This window comes from Marinomonas sp. HM11-D (assembly GCF_057626615.1).
Window position 1 is genome coordinate 16412 of the sequence record NZ_JBMMKT010000020.1, and the last position, 19321, is coordinate 35732.

Sequence of the window (19321 nt, forward strand, 5' to 3'; positions counted from 1 at the left end):
ATCAGGGAAGTCAGTCTATGACGTCACTTGAAGAGCGCAACCACACAAAGGAAACACCCTCTAAGGAAGAGGCTGTGACCGCCGATCAGCTGGCCTACAGCCATAAAAAATGGCTTAAAAGCATCCTTGGTCTTGGCGCTTTAGAAGCCAAGATCTGGATGGTTTCCAGTGCTCAGCTCGTCGCTCTGATGTGTGGTGTGGTGTTCTTATTGGTCACCAGCTGGCTTCTCTTGATTGCGCTGTTGGCCACGGCCGCTTGGTATGCAGGTTGGTCCTTATTGGGGATTTTAGCGCTTGCCTTGATTGCCACTTTAGTCAGCGCAATCGTTTTGATGTATCTAATACGCCGCACGCTACAGCGAATGGATTTGACTCGGACCTTGGATGCTATGATCCCAACCGACAGCGAGGACAGCTAATGTTTGGTTTAAATAAGATGTATCAAGAGCGTGAGCAACTTTACCTACGCTGTAAAAGAGAGCAAGCCAAGGCCGCTGCAGATCGAGGTTTGGCGAAGCGGCAGACCTTAGAAACTATTTCGAGTACGAAAGGTTTGGTGGTCAGTTTTGTCTTGGGGCTAACCACCCAATGCGACGCCGCTCAGCACACACGTCGTACCTTATTAAAGGGGCTACAAACAGAGGTGCTGGGGGTAATTGGTCAATACGTAGCGGCGCGCTTTAACCCGACACCGCCACAGGAAGCCAATGAGAAAGATTAACGCCAAGTCGGGTGCAGCGCGCATTCGCCTTGTTGGCTAGAAATCCACATCTCACCGTCTTGGATAGTGACGTTCAATTGCATGGTGCGAGCGCACAAACCTTCCAACGCTTGGATTTCCGATTCGGCAAATTGCAACACGCGCAGGTTATCAAAGCGGCTGGTCTTGCCCTTATTCTGTTCCCACCAAATGTCCGACTTGTCGTTGTAATTCACAACCACCACATCTTGGGCGCGGCCGCAGGCTTTACGTAGACGCTTTTCATCTGGCTGGCCTAATTCTACCCACAACAAAATCTCATCGGAGAAGTTCTTCTGCCACAGATCCGGCTCGTCTTCGGTGCTGATGCCTTTGGTAAACGACAACTGCTCATCGCCTTCTTTTTCATCGGCCAACAAGGCAAATGCAGCTAAGCGCGTCATCATGCGTTCTTCGGTTTCAGAAGGGTGCAGCGCAAGGGTTAAATCGTAACTTTGGTAGTGGTGTCGATCCATATCCGACACTTGCACAGAGGCTTTGTAAATCGTTGCTTTGATAGCCATTTTTCGGAGTTCTACTAAATCGGAAAAGATGGCGCGCATTGTACTCCTAAATGGCAGTCAATGGTGCTCGTTTTACGGGTAAATAGGCTGGGTATTTGATTGTTTCGAGTATTTTAGAGGGGCCGATCTCTGTGTAATTCAATTAGCTTGCGCATGTCTCGGTTCGTTCCTCACCACCGACGCGTCAGCGCTAATTAAACACATAGAGAGCGTCCCTAGCAGAGAACTAAACAACCCGAAGGATTTAAAACTGAGTTACCAATTAAGCGAAGTTCTAGGCGTTTAATTGGCGCTGACGCGGTCGAGGAACGAGAATTGCGCAAGCCAATTGAATTGCCTAGAACTAACGCTAACTGAGGGGCTTAAGAGGACTAATCTGAATCGCAAGCCAATTGAATTGCATAGAAGTCAGCATTCAGAGGCCTCTCATTTCTGTCGGACTAAGGAATGAGAGGTCGGAGCCATATCTAGTTAGGCTTGAGGCCCTTTAAGCTCAAACTGCTTTGGCCAGTCGCGGTAGTTAAAGACCTGGCCTTCGTCACGGATGCGGGCGATTTCAGAAAGATCGACGGTGGCGTAAACCCAGCCTGCTTCACCGTTTTCACCTTGTGCCAAGATGCCGTTATCAGGGAAGCCGTAATCCACTGGCGTGTACACGCTCGCACGGCCAGTATTGACGTCGACTGCTTCAGACCATGGCGCGTGGCCTACGGTTGGAGATTGCACCACGTAGCATTGGTTTTCCAAGGCGCGAGCCTGACAGCCGATGCGCACGCGGTGGAAGCCAGCTTCGGTATCGGTACAGCTTGGTACCAATAGCAAGTCAGCGCCCGCCGCTACCTGTTGGTTGGCGATCATTGGGAATTCAGAGTCGTAACAGATATGCACGCCGACACGACCTAGGTCGGTGTCGATCACCTTGATCTGATCGCCGCCAGTGATGTGCCATTGTTCGTTTTCAAAACGGGTCATGGTCAGCTTGTCTTGGAAACCAATGAGGCCGCTTGGGTCAAATAGGTTAGCACGGTTAAGGAAGGTGCCATTGTCTTGAATTGTTGGAAATGAGCTGGCAAGAATCATGACGTTATGGCGCTTGGCTAGCTCGATGTGCAAGTCATGGAACTTAGGCAAAACACTTTGCATTTCATGCAGTTGGCGATTCAGGTCACGGTAGACTTCCTCGCCAAACAAGGAGGCCAACTCCATGCTGCCGTATTCTGGAAAGACTAGCAGTTTGGCGTCTTGTTGCGCTGCTTGGCCGACCCAGCTGTCCAGTTTGTCGGCAAACTCTTCCCAACGGTTAAAGAAGCCAATGTCGTATTGGGCCGCAGCCAGTTTAAATGCGCTCATAATCGTTCTGTTCTATCGTGCTGTGTTCGTTAAAGGTTTCATCCAGAAAGTCATGGGTTTCAATGACTCTTCACTTTCGCCCACTTCTTTCCAACTAAAGTGTGTCGCCAGTTCTGGGCGTTTTTCGTAACCGCGGTTACGCCAAAACTGATCCAACGGTTGGTAATCCGCCGGACGTGCAGGATGATCGTCTGGGCGTTGTACGCCACAGAAACAAGAATATTGGATGCCATCAAGGCTCTGGGCGTGCTCTTCACGGTGATCGAAGAAGGCCACACCAGCGCCTTGGCCACGGTATTCGGACAGCAAAACCGATTCACCGCAGTAAAAGATTTCATCGATGTTTAAACCTGCATCCAGAAATGGCTGCTTTACTTCAGCCATTTCGTGACGCAGTGGCACGCCAGTAGACGCACCGACGACTTTGTCGCCGTCAAACGCCAATACGATGACGCTGTCTGGGGCTTCGATGTAGGTTTTTAAATAACGTGCTTCGTAGGCCAAATCCCCATCGTACAGATAAGGAAAGTCACGAAACACCTGCATACGTAGCTGTGCCAGCTCATCAATATATTGATTGAGGGCTGGGCCAGAAAGTCGTTGAAAAGTCAGCATTGGCGTTCCTGTCTCTTTAAGATCTTAAGAAGCTAAGGCTTACGCTGAAACTTGAGCGATCCAGTCACCTAGGTTGTAGTAGTTAGTAACGCGCGCTACCTTGCCATCACGAATATCGAAGAAAGCACCCGCTGGTAGTTTGTACGTCTGGCCGTTGGCTTCTGGTAGGCCTTCGTCAGTGGCTAGGTATTCGCCCAGTACGGTAAATTCTACCGCTGCACGGTCGCCCGCTGCGTTCGACATCACCACGATATCTACGATGGTTTCTTTGTAGTTCTTGTTCATGCGATCCATGAATGCAGAAAAGGTGTCTTTGCCCACTTCGCGATCGCCTTGGTTGATGTCGTGTACTACGTCATCCGTTAGTAGAGACAAGAACGTATCCATATCTTGAGCGTTGAAGGCTTCGTAGTAGTTTTGCAGTAGCTGAACAGTTGCTTGGCTCATGATGAACTCCCAAGTTTAAAAAAGAGAAAAGCGGCATAATAAATGTGCTGCTTTAGATGTGAAAGGCTCGCGTTTGTTGAGTGGCAAAATCATGCACATCTGTGTCGCAAAGAGAAAGGCCTCGGGGCCGCCGCTTCACTGGCGTTAATGTCGTTTCCACCAACGTTCACTGCGGACTTGTTGGCTGGAAAAAACTTCGCCAAAAATCGGCGTACTTAAGGTGACCTGATTTTTCTCGGCCGCCTGCTCGACGCGTTGCAGTGGCTCTTGCCAAGGATGGAAAGCTAAGTCGAAGGTGCTGTTATGAATCGGCACCATGATCTGACCTTGTAAATCAAGATGCGCCTGCACGCTTTGTTCTGGCGTCATATGTACTAAGGGCCAATCCTTATCGTAGGCACCGGTTTCAATAAAGGTCATATCAAATGGCCCGTAGCGCTCACCAATTTCTTTAAAGCCTGGGAAATAGCCGGAGTCACCACTGAAAAACAGAGACTGATGGCGGCTTTTAATCACCCAAGAACCCCATAGGGTTTTATTACCATCTCCTAGGCCGCGACCAGAGAAATGCTGGGCTGGTGTATAGGCAATCATCTGACGATCGCTGTGTTCTTCCTGCCACCAATCGAACACCTTGATACAACTTGGTCGCACGCCCCATTTTTGCAAGCTGGCTTCAACGCCTTTTGGCACATAGAACTCATAGGCTTTGCGCTTCAGTACCTTGATGGTCGCTTTATCCAAGTGATCGTAATGGTTGTGGGAGATCAACACCTTATCGATCAGTGGCAATTCGGACAAGCTGATCGGCGTCGGATGAAAGCGCTTTGGCCCAGTAAAGGTAAGTGGAGACGCGTGCTCGCTAAAGACCGGATCGATCAGCCAGTACTCGCCATAGTGTTTGATTAATAGGCTCGAGTGTCCCAGCTTGATGATAAAAATATCGTTATGTGGCAATGCATCCAGTTGCTTACGCGACAGCGGCTGTAGCGGAATGGCCTGCTGCGGTTCCGTACCCACTTTCTTCTCGGTAAAAAAGCGCACGTACAGACGAAGCGTGTTCAAAAAGCCCGTTGGACGCGTCTTTGGCACATTATGAAAGGTGCCTTGCTGGGCGTGCACAGGGTTTTCTTGTGGCTTAGTAAGACGTTCAGATTGAAAGCGAGGAAGCGACATGAGTGTTCCTATTTTTGAGTTCGTAGGTCTATATTTACGAGGAATTATGAGGTGGAAACAAGCCTCTAACTGAGATAATAAATCGCAACAAAAGCGAGCATTTTTGCCTGAAAATGCCGTCGCCAGTGTTTTCATAGCCTTACACTTGGCTACGAATAAAAGCGTTAATTCCATTGACCAAACTGACGTTTGTAGACGATTCTAATATACATAAGTTGTCGTTAAAGGTTGGGGCATTATGCAAAGTCCACTGTTTTCCCGTAAAACTCCGTCAAAGTCGCTGGCGCAGGAAGCTATCGCCAATAGGTTTGATGTGGCGGAGATAGAGCCTTGGAAGGTGGCATTGATTGATGATGAGGACGATATCATCACCGTATCAGAGATGGTGCTCAAACGTCTGCAGGTTGATAACCGCCCACTGATGTTCCTGAAAGCGCATTCCGCTCAAGAAGCACGTAAGCTGTTTGAAGAGCATTCCGATATTGCTATTGCTATGGTCGATGTGGTGATGGAAAGCGATCACGCCGGCTTGGAACTGGTGAAGTGGATTCGTGAAAGCCATAAGAATACCACCACCCGCCTAGTGCTGCGCACTGGTCAACCTGGCCAAGCGCCGGAAGAAGACGTGATTCGCGATTACGACATCAACGATTACAAAAACAAAACCGAGCTCAATTCCACACGCCTGAAAACCACCGTCTATTCTGCGATCCGCTCCTATCGAGACATCATCGAAGTGGAAATGGGGCACCAAGGACTGGAAAAAGTCATTAGCGCTACTACTCGAGTTTTGCAGGCGGATTCCAGTCAAAGCTTCTCAATGCAAGCTTTAAAAGAAGTGCAAGCCTTAACCCAGCAGCAAGAGCTGTGCTTCAGTTTGCTTTACCAAGCGCATAACCCTCTTAAGCAACAGGAAGTGATTAAGCTAAATTACGATGGTGAGCAGTTTGTTCAGGAAATGGATGCAGAGAAATCGCCCTACACCAAGTCAGCCCAAACCAGTATTAATCTGGCACTAGAACTCGAGGGTGATGTACGTACAGACCGAAATTTTACCTGCTTCACGCGCTTATCTAAAAATAGCGAATGCGTGATTTCCGTGTCCTTGCAAAAGCCCTTGTCTGCGATGACGCAGAAGCTACTGAATGTCATGCTGACCAAGGTGGCGATCATTTTTGAAAGTCTCAATCGACGAGAGGAAATTGAGCATACGCAACAAGAGCTAATGTTTATCCTCGGTGAAGCCATTGAGCAGCGCAGTAAGGAAACCGGCTCACATGTGCGTCGAGTGTCATTGATCTGTGAATTCTTAGCCCGTGAATATGGCTTGGATGAAGAGTTTGTCGAGCTGATCAAGCATGCGACGCCCATGCATGATATTGGCAAGATTGCGATTCCAGAATACATATTGCACAAGCCTGGTAAACTGGATCCAGAAGAGTGGGAGATTATGAAAACCCATGCTCAGGTGGGCCATGATCTACTCTGTCATTCTAAGAAAGCCTTGCCGATGATGGGCGCGAGCATTGCCTTACACCATCATGAGAAATGGAACGGTCACGGCTACCCCGTTGGATTAAAAGGCGAGGCCATCCCGATCGAAGGCCGTATTATGGCTATCGCCGATGTGATCGATGCGCTGGCGGCACGTCGTTCTTACAAGGAACCTTGGCCAGAGGCGCAAATCTTAGCGTTACTGGAGCAGGAACGCGGTCAGCATTTTGACCCAGAACTGTGTGATATTGCCATCAAGCGTTTCGACGACATTATGGCACTCAGAGCTTTTTTCCCAGACGAACCTTAAACGGATGGAGACCAGGCGTTGAACGATCATCTAGAGAGCATATTACTGCGAGTGTCTCAGTCTGAGTGCATTGATGATGGCGATTTAGAAAAAGCGGCTCGACTGATTCTTGAGTGTGTGGTCGAAGGATTAGGTGTTAAGCGCACAGGGATTTGGTTATTAGATGAAGATGGCGAATCCATGATTTGCCGCTTATTAATTGATGTCCACAATCACACTGAGGTAGAGGACATTGTCTTAACGCGCAAAGAATACCCCCAATATTTTCAGGCATTAGACAGCGAGCGGGCGATTCGCATCAATGATGCCTTTAACGATCCTGTCACGGCGGAATTTATTAACGCCTATCTAACCCCTTTGGGGATTGGTTGCATGTTGGATACCCCGATTCGTCACCGCGGCCGCATGATTGGCATTATTTGCTCCGAAGGAACTGAACGGGGCCATATGTGGAGCGATGACGAGGCGACCTTTTCTGGTGTGCTGTCAGATCTATATGGTCGTGCTATATCTTCTTATCAGCGGGCTAAGTTGGAAGATGCATTGCGCATTGCCAATGCCGATCTAGAAGAAAAAGTGGTGGAGCGCACACAAGAGCTGCATGCCACCTTGCAGGAGTTAAAAGATACTCAAGCCCACTTAATTGAAAGTGAAAAAATGGCCGCTCTGGGTGGCTTGGTCTCTGGCGTGGCCCATGAAGTGAATACGCCATTAAGTGTGGCGATTACAGCCATGAGTTACATCAAGGACGAAGTAGAGCAGCTGCGCAGTGACTATCAGAAAGGTCGCTTGGATGAGCAAGGTTTTATTCATTTTTTAAACGAGTTTGATTCGGCTTATGGCATGTCACGCAGTAACTTGGAGCGCGCGGCTAAGCTGGTGTCGGACTTCAAAAAAACCGCCGTCGGACAAAGCTCCAATGTGATTGAAAGCATTTGCTTAAAAGCCACTATTGACGCGCTACTGAGCAGCTTGCATCCCATGTACAAACAACTGCATGCGCAGATTCACCTCACCATTCCAGAGCAGTTAGCGATGGTGACCTACTCTGGTGCCATCGATCAGATTCTTACCAACCTGATCAGTAATAGCTGCATTCACGGCTTTCAGGGAGCAGAGCAAGACAACCATATCTATTTGACGGTTGAGCAGCGGGCGGATCATGTGTTGATCGATTATCGAGATAATGGTCTCGGTATGAAGCCGGATGTGTGTCGTCGCGTGTTTGAACCCTTTTATACCACTAACCGCGCCAACGGCGGCTCTGGGTTGGGCATGTCGATTACCTATAACTTGGTGACACAAAAACTCAAAGGCGAGATTGGTGTCATGGGGGATTCCGATCAAGGCGCTCATTTTCAGATTAAGCTGCCACTGACGCTTGAGTCTTAAGGTATTTTTCACTTAGCCACCCATCTGACTCGATGGGTGGCTAATGAGGTCTAGAAGCGATACGTCGCTCTGGCCATGACATTGCGTGATGGGCCGTAGAAGTTAAAGGTCGAGGTGCTACCGATACGAGCGTAGTATTTACGGTCAAACAGGTTGTTCACGTTCAGCGAAACATTTAGGTTTTCCGTCAGGTCTTTGCTGAGGCTGGCGTCTACGGTGGCAAAGCTTGGGGCGCTGACCGTGGTGCTACCGCGAGTCATGGCATAGTCGGTCATCCCAGTTACTCCAAGCCCGACTTCCGTGCCGTTCAAACGGCCGCCTTCAAGAGTGTAATTGCCCCACAGATTCAGAGTGTGCTGTGGCATTAACATAAAGCGTGAGTTACTGCCTGACAGGTTTTCTGTGTCCATATAGGTGTAGCCAGCAATCATATCAAGTTGGCCTAAGTGACCGCTTACTTCGATTTCTGCCCCTGTCACACGGGTTTTACCGGATGCTTCTGAGTAACTTTCCCCTGGGACACGTAAGGCACGGTTTTTGTCGGTCAATTGGAAAGCGGTGATACGGCCATTTAATTGACCCTCTAGGTAGCTGCCTTTGATACCCACTTCAAATTGTTCCCCTTGGCGCGGTTCAATCATTTGATCGTTTTCATCCAAGCTGGTTTGTGGCTTAAACACTTCCGAATAGCTGGCGTAAACAGAGTGTTCGGCATTCAAGTCATAGACAGCGCCGCCGTAAGCGGTGAAACGAGCATCGTCATCGAACTGGCTGTTTGAGGTGCTGTTATCACTAAGGTCGGTACTCTGATTTTCTAACTCATACCAGCTAAAACGACCGCCTACGATCAAGGCTAATGGCTCAATAGGGCGGAAGGTGAGCTTGCCATAGACGCCCGTTTCTTGTTCCGTGGCAGCACTGGCCGAGTCATAGGTGGGGGTGATAAACGGTGCCGACGAGGCGTTAAAGGTCGCCGCCTTGATGTCGTTTAGATAATCCGCTGTATCACCACTGGTGGAATCAGTGTCGTAGTGCTTGTAATCCATACCAACGACAAACTCACTGACCGTATCAAATGTCTGAAAGGGTTGGCTGTAGCTCGCGTCCAAGGCTAAGGTCTGTTGATCGAAGTCGCCTTGGGTGGTTTCCAGTGACGTGTAACCATCTTCTGTCAGGGCTGAGCCACTGAATGCGTAGTGGTAATCCGTGCTGCGATCTGAGGCTCGAGCTGCCAGACGGCCATAGCCACCGTTATCAAATTCGTGGGTCAGATCGACAAACACATCGGTCATGTCATTGTTAAAGTCGTTCCAGTCGGCCCCCAAAAAGGTGGCGCGATCCCAATCCGCTAAGGTGCCGTCAGCATAGGCAGGGAAACCATTCGATGGCTTGATGTCTTTGTTCTGATGTAGCACTGCGATGGACAGCTCGGTCGCTTCATCTAGATCCATATCCAAGGTGCCGTAGAAGCTTTGGTTGCGGTTTTTATTGCCATCAACATCATTGGGCATGTTTTCTTGCGATACGACCAAACGCCCTCGTACGCTTTCAGATTCATTTAGCGCCCCAGAGACATCAGCGCCCAGCAGATGGCGATCCCAGCTACCAATACCAGCGTTAATTGAGCCTTGAGCCTCATAAGTCGCGCGTTTACGTACCAGATTAATGATCCCTCCAAGCTCGCTAGAGCTGTTAAACAAGCCCGAAGGGCCACGCATGATTTCCACACGATCAATCGCGGAAATAGAAGGCAGGGTACCAAATAAAGACGACATAGGGGCTGGCAAACCATCCACATTACTTTCGTCGTATTCATAACCACGGGCAAAAATCGACGAGCGGCCACTGTCGTTTGATAGGGTGCGTAGTCCTGGTGTGGCGCGGGCGACGTCATCTAAATGAATCAAGTTGCGATCTTCGATGTAATTGTGGGTCAGTACCGTGATCGATTGCGGAATATCGCGCAGTGAAGCGGGGGCTTTGGTGCCTACTGTGGCGGCGTTAACGCTATAGCCTTCGGTACTCTCCGACGATTCCATACCGTAAAGGGCGTTCCCTTCAACGGTCAGGGTCGATAAGCGGTGGTTATTGGCAATGGACTCGGCGATTGCCGTCATTGAGAAAGGTGCGATCAGGCCAACACTGATTAAGACTAAGGCTCGCATTGTAGAAGCTCCAAATAATAATGATTTGCATTTGTGTTTGTTGGCAAGCATTATTCCATACCCAAGAACCTGTGTGCCTATGCAAAGCAAGCAGATCCCTATGGAAACAACGCATCTCAGTGAGAGGTAGCGCAAGCGAACAATGATGTTCGATAAGATGAGTCTTAGGAGTGAGTTCATGAGCCAAACCGCGCGACTAAAAGACCGACAGATGCTCAGTGCAGAGCTAAAAGCCCATGCGCCGAGTTTTAATCGTTATCACTTTGCCGAGTCGCAAAGTCGGTCGACTCAGCCTGTTTTACAAGGGGCTATTTTGACGCAAACCGGTGCCTCGGGATTAGTCGTACACACCACCAATGCGGTGGCGTTACAAGACTTTGAGGTCGAGACGCAAATCGCACCCTGTGTGCGCATCATCTTATTTTTTGAGGGTGAAAATCGTTTTTGCTTTGGCGAACAGAATCTGACTTTAGGCAAAGACTGCCAGCGCGCTCGCATCGTTATCGCGACCGAATCGACGCCGTGCCGTATGGCAATTCGTAAGGGAGATCGGCGCTGTGGTTTGTATGTCTGCGCGGAGCTAGAGTGGTTCGCGCAACAGGGTTTAGACAGTGTTCCATGGCGTTTGCCGATGCAAACGCCGCTGGCGATTCATGAGTGGGCATTGCCACGACACCTTTGGTTGCATGCCCGTAGCCTGCTGGACCTATCAGAAGATAGTCACGTTGTTCGTCTGGAGCGGGAAGCCTTTGGTGTGGCCTTGATGGCTGCTTGGGTGGCTTCATTGGAGGCCCGTGCTAGCCCTGAATCAAGTGCCGTTGAGTCACGCCAAGGGCAACGTTTTTGCCAGCTATTAGCGTGCGAAGAAAGCTGGAGCTTATCGCTGGAGCAGATTGGTCATCAGCTCGGCATGAGTGCCGCTACCTTGCAGCGCTATGCCCAGGAGCATCTTGGCATGAGTTTGACTCAGTATTTGCGTAAGCAACGTCTTAGCCAAGCTTGCCAGGCGCTGCACCAAGAACAAGTTTCCATTATGGAAGCCGCCCTCATGGCGGGTTACAGCCATCCTAATAATTTCAGCGCGGCCTTTAAACGTCAGTTTGGGGTTTCACCTAATGAAGTCTGCAAGTATTCGTTGAATAGCTTGTTGGCAAAGCACTAATCTCAAGGAGTGAGCATGCCCTTATCGATCCGCCACCTAATCGGTGTTGTTTTTTATTTAGTAGGTATTTCTATGACACAAGCCTTCGCGCTGTCAGTTTCAAGCACCCATCCGGTCACCAGCACGGTGCCGAACAGTTTTTATGTGGACCTGACGGTGGCTGATCAGCCTGAGCCTTACCGTGTGTTTATCTCTGTGCCGGAAACCAAAGCACCAAAAGACGGCTTTCCAGTGGTGTATTTGATGGATGGTAACGCCTTTTTCAGCAGTGCAGTGAATACTAGCCAAGCGTTGGTGCATCCTCGTTTTGAGCATAAGCAGCCTGCGATCATTGTTGGTTTGGGCTACCCCATCGAAGGCGATCGCGATACTAAGCGTCGTTGGTTTGATTTAACGCCACCAACGCCACAGCCGCCAGCCTTACCGAAAAAGCATATGGAGCGTTTTAAAAACATGCAGTTTGGTGGTGCTGAGCAGGCCTTGTCTTTGCTCGTGGACGATATACGTCCATGGCTGGCGCAGCAGTATCCGATCAACCTTGATCAGCAAATTCTATTTGGACACTCTTTGGGTGGGTTGTTTACCCTGTATGCGCTGCATACTCGTCCTGAAGCCTTTCAGGGGTACGCTGCCATCAGTCCGTCATTGTGGTGGAACGAAGGCTATCTCAAACCCATGTTGCAGCAGCAAGCAAAGGAACCAAGACAAGGTAAGCAGATTCTGATGATCATGGGGGAGCAGGAAGTGGATTATATGTTGAAGGATGCGCGTCTTGCTCAGCAGTGGTTTGTCGAACAGGGCATTAACAGCGAGTACCGTATTTTACCCTATATGAACCACAGCACAGTGTCCCTGCCAGCCTTGACCATGGCGCTGGAGAGTCTGTTGCCTGCTAACCAGGAGGAACAAGCAGAACAAACGCCAGAGAGCTAACTCTGGCGTACAGTCGGTTTGGGCTAGCCCCAAACTTGTTTCTGCATCAGATCCAGTCCAGCCGTCAGCTCGACCGCTTTTAAGCGGGCTTTCGGGTCATGCAGCGGGAAGGAGAAGATCATTTCATCCACACCTGTCAGCTCAATAAATTGCCCTAAGCGCTGAGCTACCGTGTCTGGCGAACCGACCATGGCATAGCGCAGGGTCTGGTTGATCATCGGCATTTCTGCCGCTAACACCGCGCTTTGCAAATCCTCCACCGGTTCTGGGAAGGGGCGATTGGCATTACGACGCAAGTGGGCGAATTTAATTTGTGCCGATGTGAAGTGGTACTTGGCTTCGGCATCAGTGTCCGCTACCGAAGCCATTACCCCAGCAGAGACATAAGGCTTATCCAATTGTTCTGACGGGCGGAAGTTGGCGCGATAAATATTCAAGGCTTCCAGCAGCATATCGGGCGCGAAATGCGAGGCAAACGAGAAGGGTAAGCCCATATGGGCCGCCAATTGCGCTGAGTACAGGCTGGAACCCAAGAGCCAAATCGGCACCTGGGTGCCTTGACCGGGCATGGCAATTATCGGCTTGATCTTATTCTCGTCGGCAAAATAACCTTGCAGCTCTTCCACATCTTCAGGATAAGAATCCACCGGACCGCCAAGGTTACGACGCAAGGCGCGCGCGGTGGCCATATCAGTACCAGGTGCTCGCCCTAAGCCAAGGTCAACACGACCTGGGAACATCTCGGCTAAGGTGCCAAACTGTTCGGCGATCACCAGTGGCGCATGGTTGGGCAGCATCACTCCACCGGAACCGATACGGATGTGCTGGGTGACCGAACCAATCGCCGCCAACATCACCGCCGTGGCAGCACTGGCAATGCCTCGCATACCGTGGTGCTCGGCTAGCCAAACACGCTGATAGCCATTGGCTTCGGCGCATTGGGCGAGCGCTTTACTGTTGGCGATGGCATCGGCAACGCTTTGTCCCTCGCCAATGGGTGCCAAATCTAGAATTGAAAATGGGATCGACATAGCGTCCTCCAAGCTTTTAGATGCTTCTCACAGTGAGGGCAAGGTCATTACTTGGCAAGAGGACATCGATCATCATCCTTGTTTTTTAGGGTATTCAGTGCTGCTGATAAAGCGATGGTAAAGCCAACCGATGACGACAATCAGGAGGCTACCAGTTAGCACTGGGGTTAATACGAAGCCCCAAGGCGCGCCGGTCATCATTATCAGCAGCGGGTTGGCGCCTGCAGGTGGATGTAGAGTATTGGTCAGCATCATCACCATCACGCCTAGGCCCACGGCTAAGCCCAGCATAAGTGGTGTGTTATCCACATAATGAGCCATTGCGACACCAATGCAAGCGGTCAGAACATGGCCGCCGATAATATTGCGTGGTTGCGCTAACGGGCTTTGTGGTAAGGCAAAAAGAATCACCATGGTGGCGCCAAACGGGGCCATGATGCCCAGATATTCAGGGGACAGCTCGCCACCCATTGCCAAGAGTGAAATACATAGACAAGCCCCTAACCCCGCAACCAAGGCTTTTGAGATTGGGTGAGCATTGAGTGAACGCAGTAGCATAAAGACCTCGTGAAAAGTGTTCTGTAGGTAGACCGATCTGTCTACTTGCAAATGGTAGACAGATCGGTCTACCTCTGTCAAACTCTTTTTCAAAGAGGAACCCTATGACAAAACGAGAAGAATTAATCAAAACCGCGTTTGAGTTATTTTACTTAAACGGTGTCCACAGTGTGGGTATCAACCAAATCTTGGCCGAAACCGGTGTCGCCAAGAAAACCCTGTATACGCATTTTGCCAGCAAAGAAGCCTTATTAGAGGCGGTGATTGCTTATCGTGATGAGCGCTTTCGTAGTTGGATATTTGGCTTGATGGAACCCTTAACCGAGGCGGAAGCAATCGTCCAAGCCATGTTTGATGGCTTAGACGATTGGTTTAATGATCGCGTTGATACACTGATGCCTTTTCAAGGTTGCTTCTTTGTCAAAGTCAACGCAGAGTTTTTGAACCATCGCGTTAATGAATTGTGTTTTGAACATAAGCAAGCCATCGTCGAGTATCTCGTACAGCGTTTGACGCCGTACTACGGTGCAGAGGGCGCGACAAAGGTGGCGGATCAATTGGCGTTATTGAAGGAAGGGGCGATTGCTCAAGCGTACTTGGGTAAGGATCGACAAGCGGCTAAGCTCGCTTGGAGCTTAGCCAAAGGTGTTTTACAGCAAGCGCAAGCAATCAGCTAGCGAGCGCGGTAATGATAGGGCGAACACAGTTACGGCCAGCATTTTTGGCCGCATATAAGTGTTGGTCAGCACGTTCTAGTAAGGCATCCAAGGTTTCGCCAGGTTTGAACTGAGCCACACCTAGGGATGTGGTGATCGGACGTAAACTCTGTCCGGTTTTCTTATTGGTCAAATTCAAGCGGCTAATACGCTCACGCACTTCGTTGGCAAATTTAGTCGCGGTTTGAATATCCGCATTCGGCAATAGCAGGGCAAACTCTTCCCCGCCAAAACGGTAGGCTTGCGCCCCTTGGGTTTGCGCACAGCTCATCTCTAAGGTGCGGGCGACCGATTGAATCACCTTATCACCCAATAAATGGCCGTATTCATCGTTAAAAGGTTTGAAGTGGTCAATGTCCACCATCACCAAACAGGTGTTAGCAGCCGATGCTGTGTAGATCGCCAAATCTTCATTGAACTTACGGCGGTTATTAATCTCCGTCAGCCCATCTTTGAACATTTGTTTTTCGGTTTCGGCAATCTTCTCTTTGAGTGCTTGAATTTCGGCATTTTGCTTTTCTAGCTGCGAGCGGTAATTCTCAGTCTTATCCATAAACTCGCGTGCGATCGAAACCATCTTATGGGCAGCAGGCACATCTGATTGAGATGCTTCTTGAGCCATCATTTGAATATCTTTCGACATCGACTGATTGAAGTCTTGCGCATCGCTCATGGCATTTTGTGTCGAATGCCCCATGGACTTGACGACCTTGTTGATGTCGTTTTGCATCGCCAGCAATTTGTCTTCTGCCGAGTTGACAATGAACTCATCCAATAGCTTGTCACACATAAAGCTATCGCACTGGCCAAGGCGCTTGATGATGTCATCCATGCGTTGATTCAACTTTGGAATGTCACCGGTCGTATAGTTAAACCAAAGGGTGTAGTAAGGCGGCGTAATGGGAATATTATGCTGAACCATCAGGGGGATGGTTTGACGGAAATACTGATTAATTTTTGAGACAGAGTGGCTCTTCACAGTATTGGCCCCTTGTAGTTCGATCAAACGGTTAGGAATTTGCAAAAAATATGAACTCATAATAGCACGTAATACGAGTGCTATGTTGTGGCTTAATAGTTGAAAACCTGTCGCTAGATCAATATTTGCGGCAGATAGTGCACGCTTTGGAGCTCTGAGCTTATTGCGAATGGTACGGCTGATCGTTGCTCAGGCGGATCAGTCCCTTAATCAGTTTAAATACGGACCAGATCCAAACCCCTAATAAAATCAGGTAACCAATAAAGAAGATGGCGAGCACAAAGCCAATCACGCTCATCAACAGCCCCCACCAAAAAACACTGGTGATGTTCTGGAAATGGTCATAAAAAATCGAGCCTTTGGCGTCGCTGGATTTGGCCATGGCCCATACCGCGCCAACCAACCAGAAGATACCAGTGAGCAGGCCAAGCAACATGAATCCATAAGCAATCAAGGCATTTTGTTTCGCTTGATCGTCATGGGGCGTCATCGGAATATCGTTTAAATCCATGTGCTTGGGCCTCTTAGAGATTGCGTTATTCCAACTCTATCACGCAGTTAAAGGCGATCACGACACGATCTTTTTGCCCAAAATACGGTAGCGCTGAGTGCTTCAGGTAAGAAGGGAAGATCACCACCTGACCTTCGGTTGGTGCGAAATCCCAAAAACCTTGGCCGCCCAAATAAGCCGTACCCGGATCGGCATAATGTTCAGCATTCACGCGTGGGTCGTAAAAACGGTTGATACCGTTACGTGCTTCAAGGTTGGCTTCGCCTGGATCGAGATAGTAGATACCACACCATGAACAGTTCGGATGCGAGTGCGCATCGTGGTAGCCGCCGTTCTTGGTAACGTGATACCAAGATTCGATCACATGCGCATAAGCTTCAGCATCTTCTGGCCAGTGCTGATGGTTCACCTCAAACGCCACATCTGCGATCAGCTCTTCTACCATGCGGCGCAGCTCCATCACTTCAGGTACTTCGTCTTCCAAAAAGTCCAAACGACTCTCAGACAGATTGTGTTTGGCTTGCACCGCCACAGCGCTGTCGACGGCGTTTTCTTGCGCTTGTTGACGTTGGTAGATATGTGCCAACAGAGCATCTTTTAAAAACTCGTGATCCGGTAGTTCAGTAACAAACAGCGGTGTGGTCCAAGCCTGAATGGCTTCAATGGTTGGGGATTCCATCAGTGTGTGCTCATGCATAAAGAAAGCGCCATTGTAGCAGACATTTACTCGGATTCAGACGACAGGATCCAGTCGATAGCGTCCTGATATTGCTCGAAGGCACACATCTCACCTTTAATAAACCAAGCGCCGATTTTTGCAGCCATATCCTGCCAAGACTTATGACCATAAATGGCGATCTTGTCGATGTCTGTACCGAGCTCGAGCCCAAGACGAAAATCATCCCAAGCGGCGCGCAGTTCCCAACCATCAAAGTCCGTGATGTCCACTAGGATTTTCACTTTTGGTTGTTCAATGGCTTGAAAGGCACCGATCAGCATCGGCGTGATGCTCTGATAGTCTTCGTGTGTTAAGGTTCCGGACGCTTTCATGACCACCATCATTTGCTGATGATGGCGCTCAATACCGACTGAAATACCGTGAATAGTGTGAGACATGGGATTCTCCAAACAAGGCTGTTTCTGTCACTGTAGATCAGTTTGCCCAGCTTCGCCGGGTGTCGGATCAAGAGTTCGGTCAATTCACCTGTAAATGTCATGCTGGCGCGCGTCCATGTCCTGCTAGTATCGGCATGATCTTCATTCACTGTTTGCGTTAAAAGGTTCCCATCATGCAGCCATTAGCAGGATTGCTAAATCAGTATTTCGGCTTCGATCAGTTTCGCGAAGGACAGCAACAAACGATCGAACAATTGCTCGCGGGACAGTCGTCTTTGTCCGTGTTTCCTACCGGTTCAGGCAAGTCCTTATGCTATCAATTTACCGCCACTCAGCTACCGCATTTAACCTTGGTGATCTCGCCTTTGATCGCCCTGATGCATGACCAGCTGGCGTTTTTGCAAAGCAAAGGCATCCCCAGTGCAAGCTTGGATTCAACCCAGAGCAAAGAAGACAGTCAAGAAGTGATGCAGCAGGTGCGAGAAGGGCGCATTAAGATCTTGATGATCTCGGTGGAGCGCTTTAAAAACGAGCGTTTTCGTCGCTTTATTCAGGGCGTGCAGGTATCCATGTTGGTGGTCGACGAAGCCCACTGTATTTCCGAATGGGGCCATAACTTTCGTCCTGACTATTTGAAGCTGCCGCAGTACCAGCAAGAGCTCAACATTCCACTGGTGCTCTTGCTCACCGCTACGGCCACCCGTCGCGTGCAAAAAGATATGGCGCTGAAGTTCAACATCGCGCCGCAGCATATTGTGCAGACCGGTTTCTACCGTCATAACCTAGATATCGATTTAATCTCGGCTCAAGGCCAAGACAAACAAGCCTTACTGCGCCAAGTGCTTGACCAGACGCAAGGCGCGGGCATTGTCTATGTGACGCAGCAGAAAACCGCCGATGAGCTGGCAGCGAGTTTGCAACAATCAGGCTATTCCGCCGTGTCTTATCACGCCGGTTTGGGCAATGACGTACGAGCTGCCATTCAAAACGATTTTATGGCCGGACAAACGCGCATTATCGTCGCCACCATTGCCTTTGGCATGGGCATCGATAAATCCGATATTCGCTTTGTAGTGCATTACGATCTTCCGAAATCCATCGAAAACTACAGCCAAGAAATTGGCCGTGCAGGGCGTGATGGCCAGGCAAGTCGCTGTGTTATGTTGGCGAGCCTGGATGGTTTGCATGTGCTGGAAAACTTCGTTTACGGCGATACCCCAGAGTCCCACGCCATCCAAGCCCTGTTACAAGAGATCTTTAGCAATACGATTAATGGTGAATGGGAAACCCAAGCCTACGGCTTATCGCAAGCGACTAATATCCGAGCGCTGCCGTTAAAAACTTTGTTGGTTCAGCTAGAGCTAGCGGGGGCAATCGTGCCCCGTTACAGCTATTACAGCGATGTAAAACTCAAATGGAATCAAAGCCTTGAACAGATCCGTTCGGTTTTGCCGGTAGAGCAGCTGGATTTGTTTAACCAAGTGGTGCAGCACACGGCCTTTAAGAAAATCTGGGGCGTACCGGATTTCGAGCGTTTGCATCAGCAAGGTCTTGAGCGCGGCCGAGTATTAAGTCTACTTGAGCAACTGGCCGATCGTGAATTGATTATCTTAGAAACCAAGGGGCTAACCGAAGTTTATGGCGTACGTACTGAGCTGTTAACGCCTGCCTTGGCGGAAGAACTGCAACGCTATGTGGCACAAAAGGAAACCTCAGAAATCGAGCGTATCGCCACCATGATTCGCTTCTTCGAATTGGACCGATGCTTGAATCATAACTTGGCCCGTTACTTTGGTGACCAGCAGGCGCCAGAGCGCTGTGGCCATTGCTCTGTCTGTCGTGGACAGGTGTTATCCTTGGTTAAAAATGATGGCTATCAAGTGATAGGTAGTCTTTCTTCGGATCTGCAAGCGGCCCAACTTTGGCTGTTGCAAAAGCTGCCACAACAGCAAGTGACGCCCGTCTTGCTCGCACGCTTTATGGCTGGACTGACACAGCCAGTGTTTACCAAGTTCAAAGCCCGCCAGCAGCCAAGCTTCGCCAAGTACGAAGATATGGCCTATCAAACCCTATTAAGCCAAGCTCAAGGTCTGTAGATCCAAA

General features: G+C 49.6%; 20 protein-coding genes. 8 read left to right on the forward strand and 12 right to left on the reverse strand.

The annotated features are described in order from the left end of the window. Positions 1-17 precede the first annotated feature (17 nt). Both ACOSVP_RS17625 and ACOSVP_RS17630 read left to right on the forward strand, forming a co-directional pair. Entirely contained in the window at positions 18-419 is a 402-nt protein-coding gene (locus tag ACOSVP_RS17625; protein WP_487348792.1) for a hypothetical protein, read from the forward strand. Further along, positions 419-721: a hypothetical protein gene (locus ACOSVP_RS17630; RefSeq protein ID WP_487348793.1), complete on the forward strand. Its 303-nt coding sequence runs from the start codon at positions 419-421 to the stop codon at positions 719-721. The genes ACOSVP_RS17625 and ACOSVP_RS17630 overlap by 1 nt, the downstream gene beginning before the upstream one ends. Here ACOSVP_RS17630 and ACOSVP_RS17635 read toward each other — a convergent pair. The 5 genes from ACOSVP_RS17635 to ACOSVP_RS17655 form a co-directional block, all read right to left on the reverse strand. Beyond that, complete coding sequence (locus ACOSVP_RS17635; protein WP_487348821.1) at positions 718-1263, reverse strand: YaeQ family protein; 546 nt, start codon at positions 1261-1263, stop codon at positions 718-720. The genes ACOSVP_RS17630 and ACOSVP_RS17635 overlap by 4 nt on opposite strands. A gap of 471 nt (positions 1264-1734) precedes the next feature. Further along, positions 1735-2613 (reverse strand): carbon-nitrogen hydrolase family protein, encoded by an 879-nt coding sequence (locus ACOSVP_RS17640; RefSeq protein ID WP_487348794.1) that lies wholly within the window; start codon positions 2611-2613, stop codon positions 1735-1737. Between the two features lie 12 nt (positions 2614-2625). Next, positions 2626-3228, reverse strand: a complete 603-nt coding sequence (locus ACOSVP_RS17645; RefSeq protein WP_487348795.1) for a GNAT family N-acetyltransferase — start codon at positions 3226-3228, stop codon at positions 2626-2628. A gap of 39 nt (positions 3229-3267) precedes the next feature. Beyond that, positions 3268-3675 (reverse strand): ketosteroid isomerase-related protein, encoded by a 408-nt coding sequence (locus tag ACOSVP_RS17650; protein WP_487348796.1) that lies wholly within the window; start codon positions 3673-3675, stop codon positions 3268-3270. 144 nt (positions 3676-3819) lie between these two features. Further along, complete coding sequence (locus ACOSVP_RS17655) at positions 3820-4851, reverse strand: MBL fold metallo-hydrolase (RefSeq protein WP_487348797.1); 1032 nt, start codon at positions 4849-4851, stop codon at positions 3820-3822. A gap of 238 nt (positions 4852-5089) precedes the next feature. On the opposite strand from ACOSVP_RS17655, the gene ACOSVP_RS17660 reads away from it, so the two are divergent. Both ACOSVP_RS17660 and ACOSVP_RS17665 read left to right on the forward strand, forming a co-directional pair. Beyond that, positions 5090-6655: an HD domain-containing phosphohydrolase gene (locus ACOSVP_RS17660; protein WP_487348798.1), complete on the forward strand. Its 1566-nt coding sequence runs from the start codon at positions 5090-5092 to the stop codon at positions 6653-6655. Between the two features lie 18 nt (positions 6656-6673). Next, positions 6674-8047, forward strand: coding sequence for a sensor histidine kinase (locus tag ACOSVP_RS17665; protein ID WP_487348799.1), 1374 nt, complete (start codon positions 6674-6676; stop codon positions 8045-8047). Between the two features lie 50 nt (positions 8048-8097). Here ACOSVP_RS17665 and ACOSVP_RS17670 read toward each other — a convergent pair whose 3' ends face one another. Continuing rightward, positions 8098-10212, reverse strand: coding sequence for a TonB-dependent siderophore receptor (locus ACOSVP_RS17670; RefSeq protein ID WP_487348800.1), 2115 nt, complete (start codon positions 10210-10212; stop codon positions 8098-8100). A 178-nt stretch (positions 10213-10390) separates the two neighbouring features. On the opposite strand from ACOSVP_RS17670, the gene ACOSVP_RS17675 reads away from it, so the two are divergent. Together ACOSVP_RS17675 and ACOSVP_RS17680 are read left to right on the forward strand one after the other, a co-directional pair. Then, positions 10391-11374: a helix-turn-helix transcriptional regulator gene (locus tag ACOSVP_RS17675; protein ID WP_487348801.1), complete on the forward strand. Its 984-nt coding sequence runs from the start codon at positions 10391-10393 to the stop codon at positions 11372-11374. Positions 11375-11389: 15 nt separating this feature from the next. Beyond that, complete coding sequence (locus tag ACOSVP_RS17680) at positions 11390-12307, forward strand: alpha/beta hydrolase (RefSeq protein WP_487348802.1); 918 nt, start codon at positions 11390-11392, stop codon at positions 12305-12307. Between the two features lie 23 nt (positions 12308-12330). Here ACOSVP_RS17680 and ACOSVP_RS17685 read toward each other — a convergent pair whose 3' ends face one another. After that, complete coding sequence (locus tag ACOSVP_RS17685) at positions 12331-13338, reverse strand: LLM class flavin-dependent oxidoreductase (protein WP_487348803.1); 1008 nt, start codon at positions 13336-13338, stop codon at positions 12331-12333. Between the two features lie 72 nt (positions 13339-13410). Continuing rightward, positions 13411-13896 carry an HPP family protein gene (locus ACOSVP_RS17690; RefSeq protein ID WP_487348804.1) on the reverse strand — a complete coding sequence of 162 codons (486 nt, stop codon included), beginning with the start codon at positions 13894-13896 and terminating at the stop codon, positions 13411-13413. A gap of 104 nt (positions 13897-14000) precedes the next feature. Here ACOSVP_RS17690 and ACOSVP_RS17695 point away from each other — a divergent pair, with 104 nt between their 5' ends. After that, positions 14001-14573 (forward strand): TetR/AcrR family transcriptional regulator, encoded by a 573-nt coding sequence (locus tag ACOSVP_RS17695; RefSeq protein WP_487348805.1) that lies wholly within the window; start codon positions 14001-14003, stop codon positions 14571-14573. Here the strand turns inward: ACOSVP_RS17695 and ACOSVP_RS17700 are convergent. The 4 genes from ACOSVP_RS17700 to ACOSVP_RS17715 form a co-directional block, all read right to left on the reverse strand. Further along, positions 14566-15651: a GGDEF domain-containing protein gene (locus tag ACOSVP_RS17700; protein WP_487348806.1), complete on the reverse strand. Its 1086-nt coding sequence runs from the start codon at positions 15649-15651 to the stop codon at positions 14566-14568. The two genes, ACOSVP_RS17695 and ACOSVP_RS17700, sit on opposite strands and share 8 nt — an antisense overlap. 100 nt (positions 15652-15751) lie before the next feature. Beyond that, complete coding sequence (locus tag ACOSVP_RS17705; RefSeq protein WP_487348807.1) at positions 15752-16102, reverse strand: DUF4870 family protein; 351 nt, start codon at positions 16100-16102, stop codon at positions 15752-15754. Positions 16103-16127: 25 nt separating this feature from the next. Further along, entirely contained in the window at positions 16128-16799 is a 672-nt protein-coding gene (locus ACOSVP_RS17710) for a TIGR02466 family protein (protein WP_487348808.1), read from the reverse strand. Between the two features lie 26 nt (positions 16800-16825). Further along, positions 16826-17218 carry a SpoIIAA family protein gene (locus tag ACOSVP_RS17715; RefSeq protein WP_487348809.1) on the reverse strand — a complete coding sequence of 131 codons (393 nt, stop codon included), beginning with the start codon at positions 17216-17218 and terminating at the stop codon, positions 16826-16828. 173 nt (positions 17219-17391) lie between these two features. Between ACOSVP_RS17715 and ACOSVP_RS17720 the strand changes: the two genes are divergently transcribed. Further along, complete coding sequence (locus ACOSVP_RS17720) at positions 17392-19314, forward strand: RecQ family ATP-dependent DNA helicase (RefSeq protein WP_487348810.1); 1923 nt, start codon at positions 17392-17394, stop codon at positions 19312-19314. Positions 19315-19321: the final 7 nt, after the last annotated feature.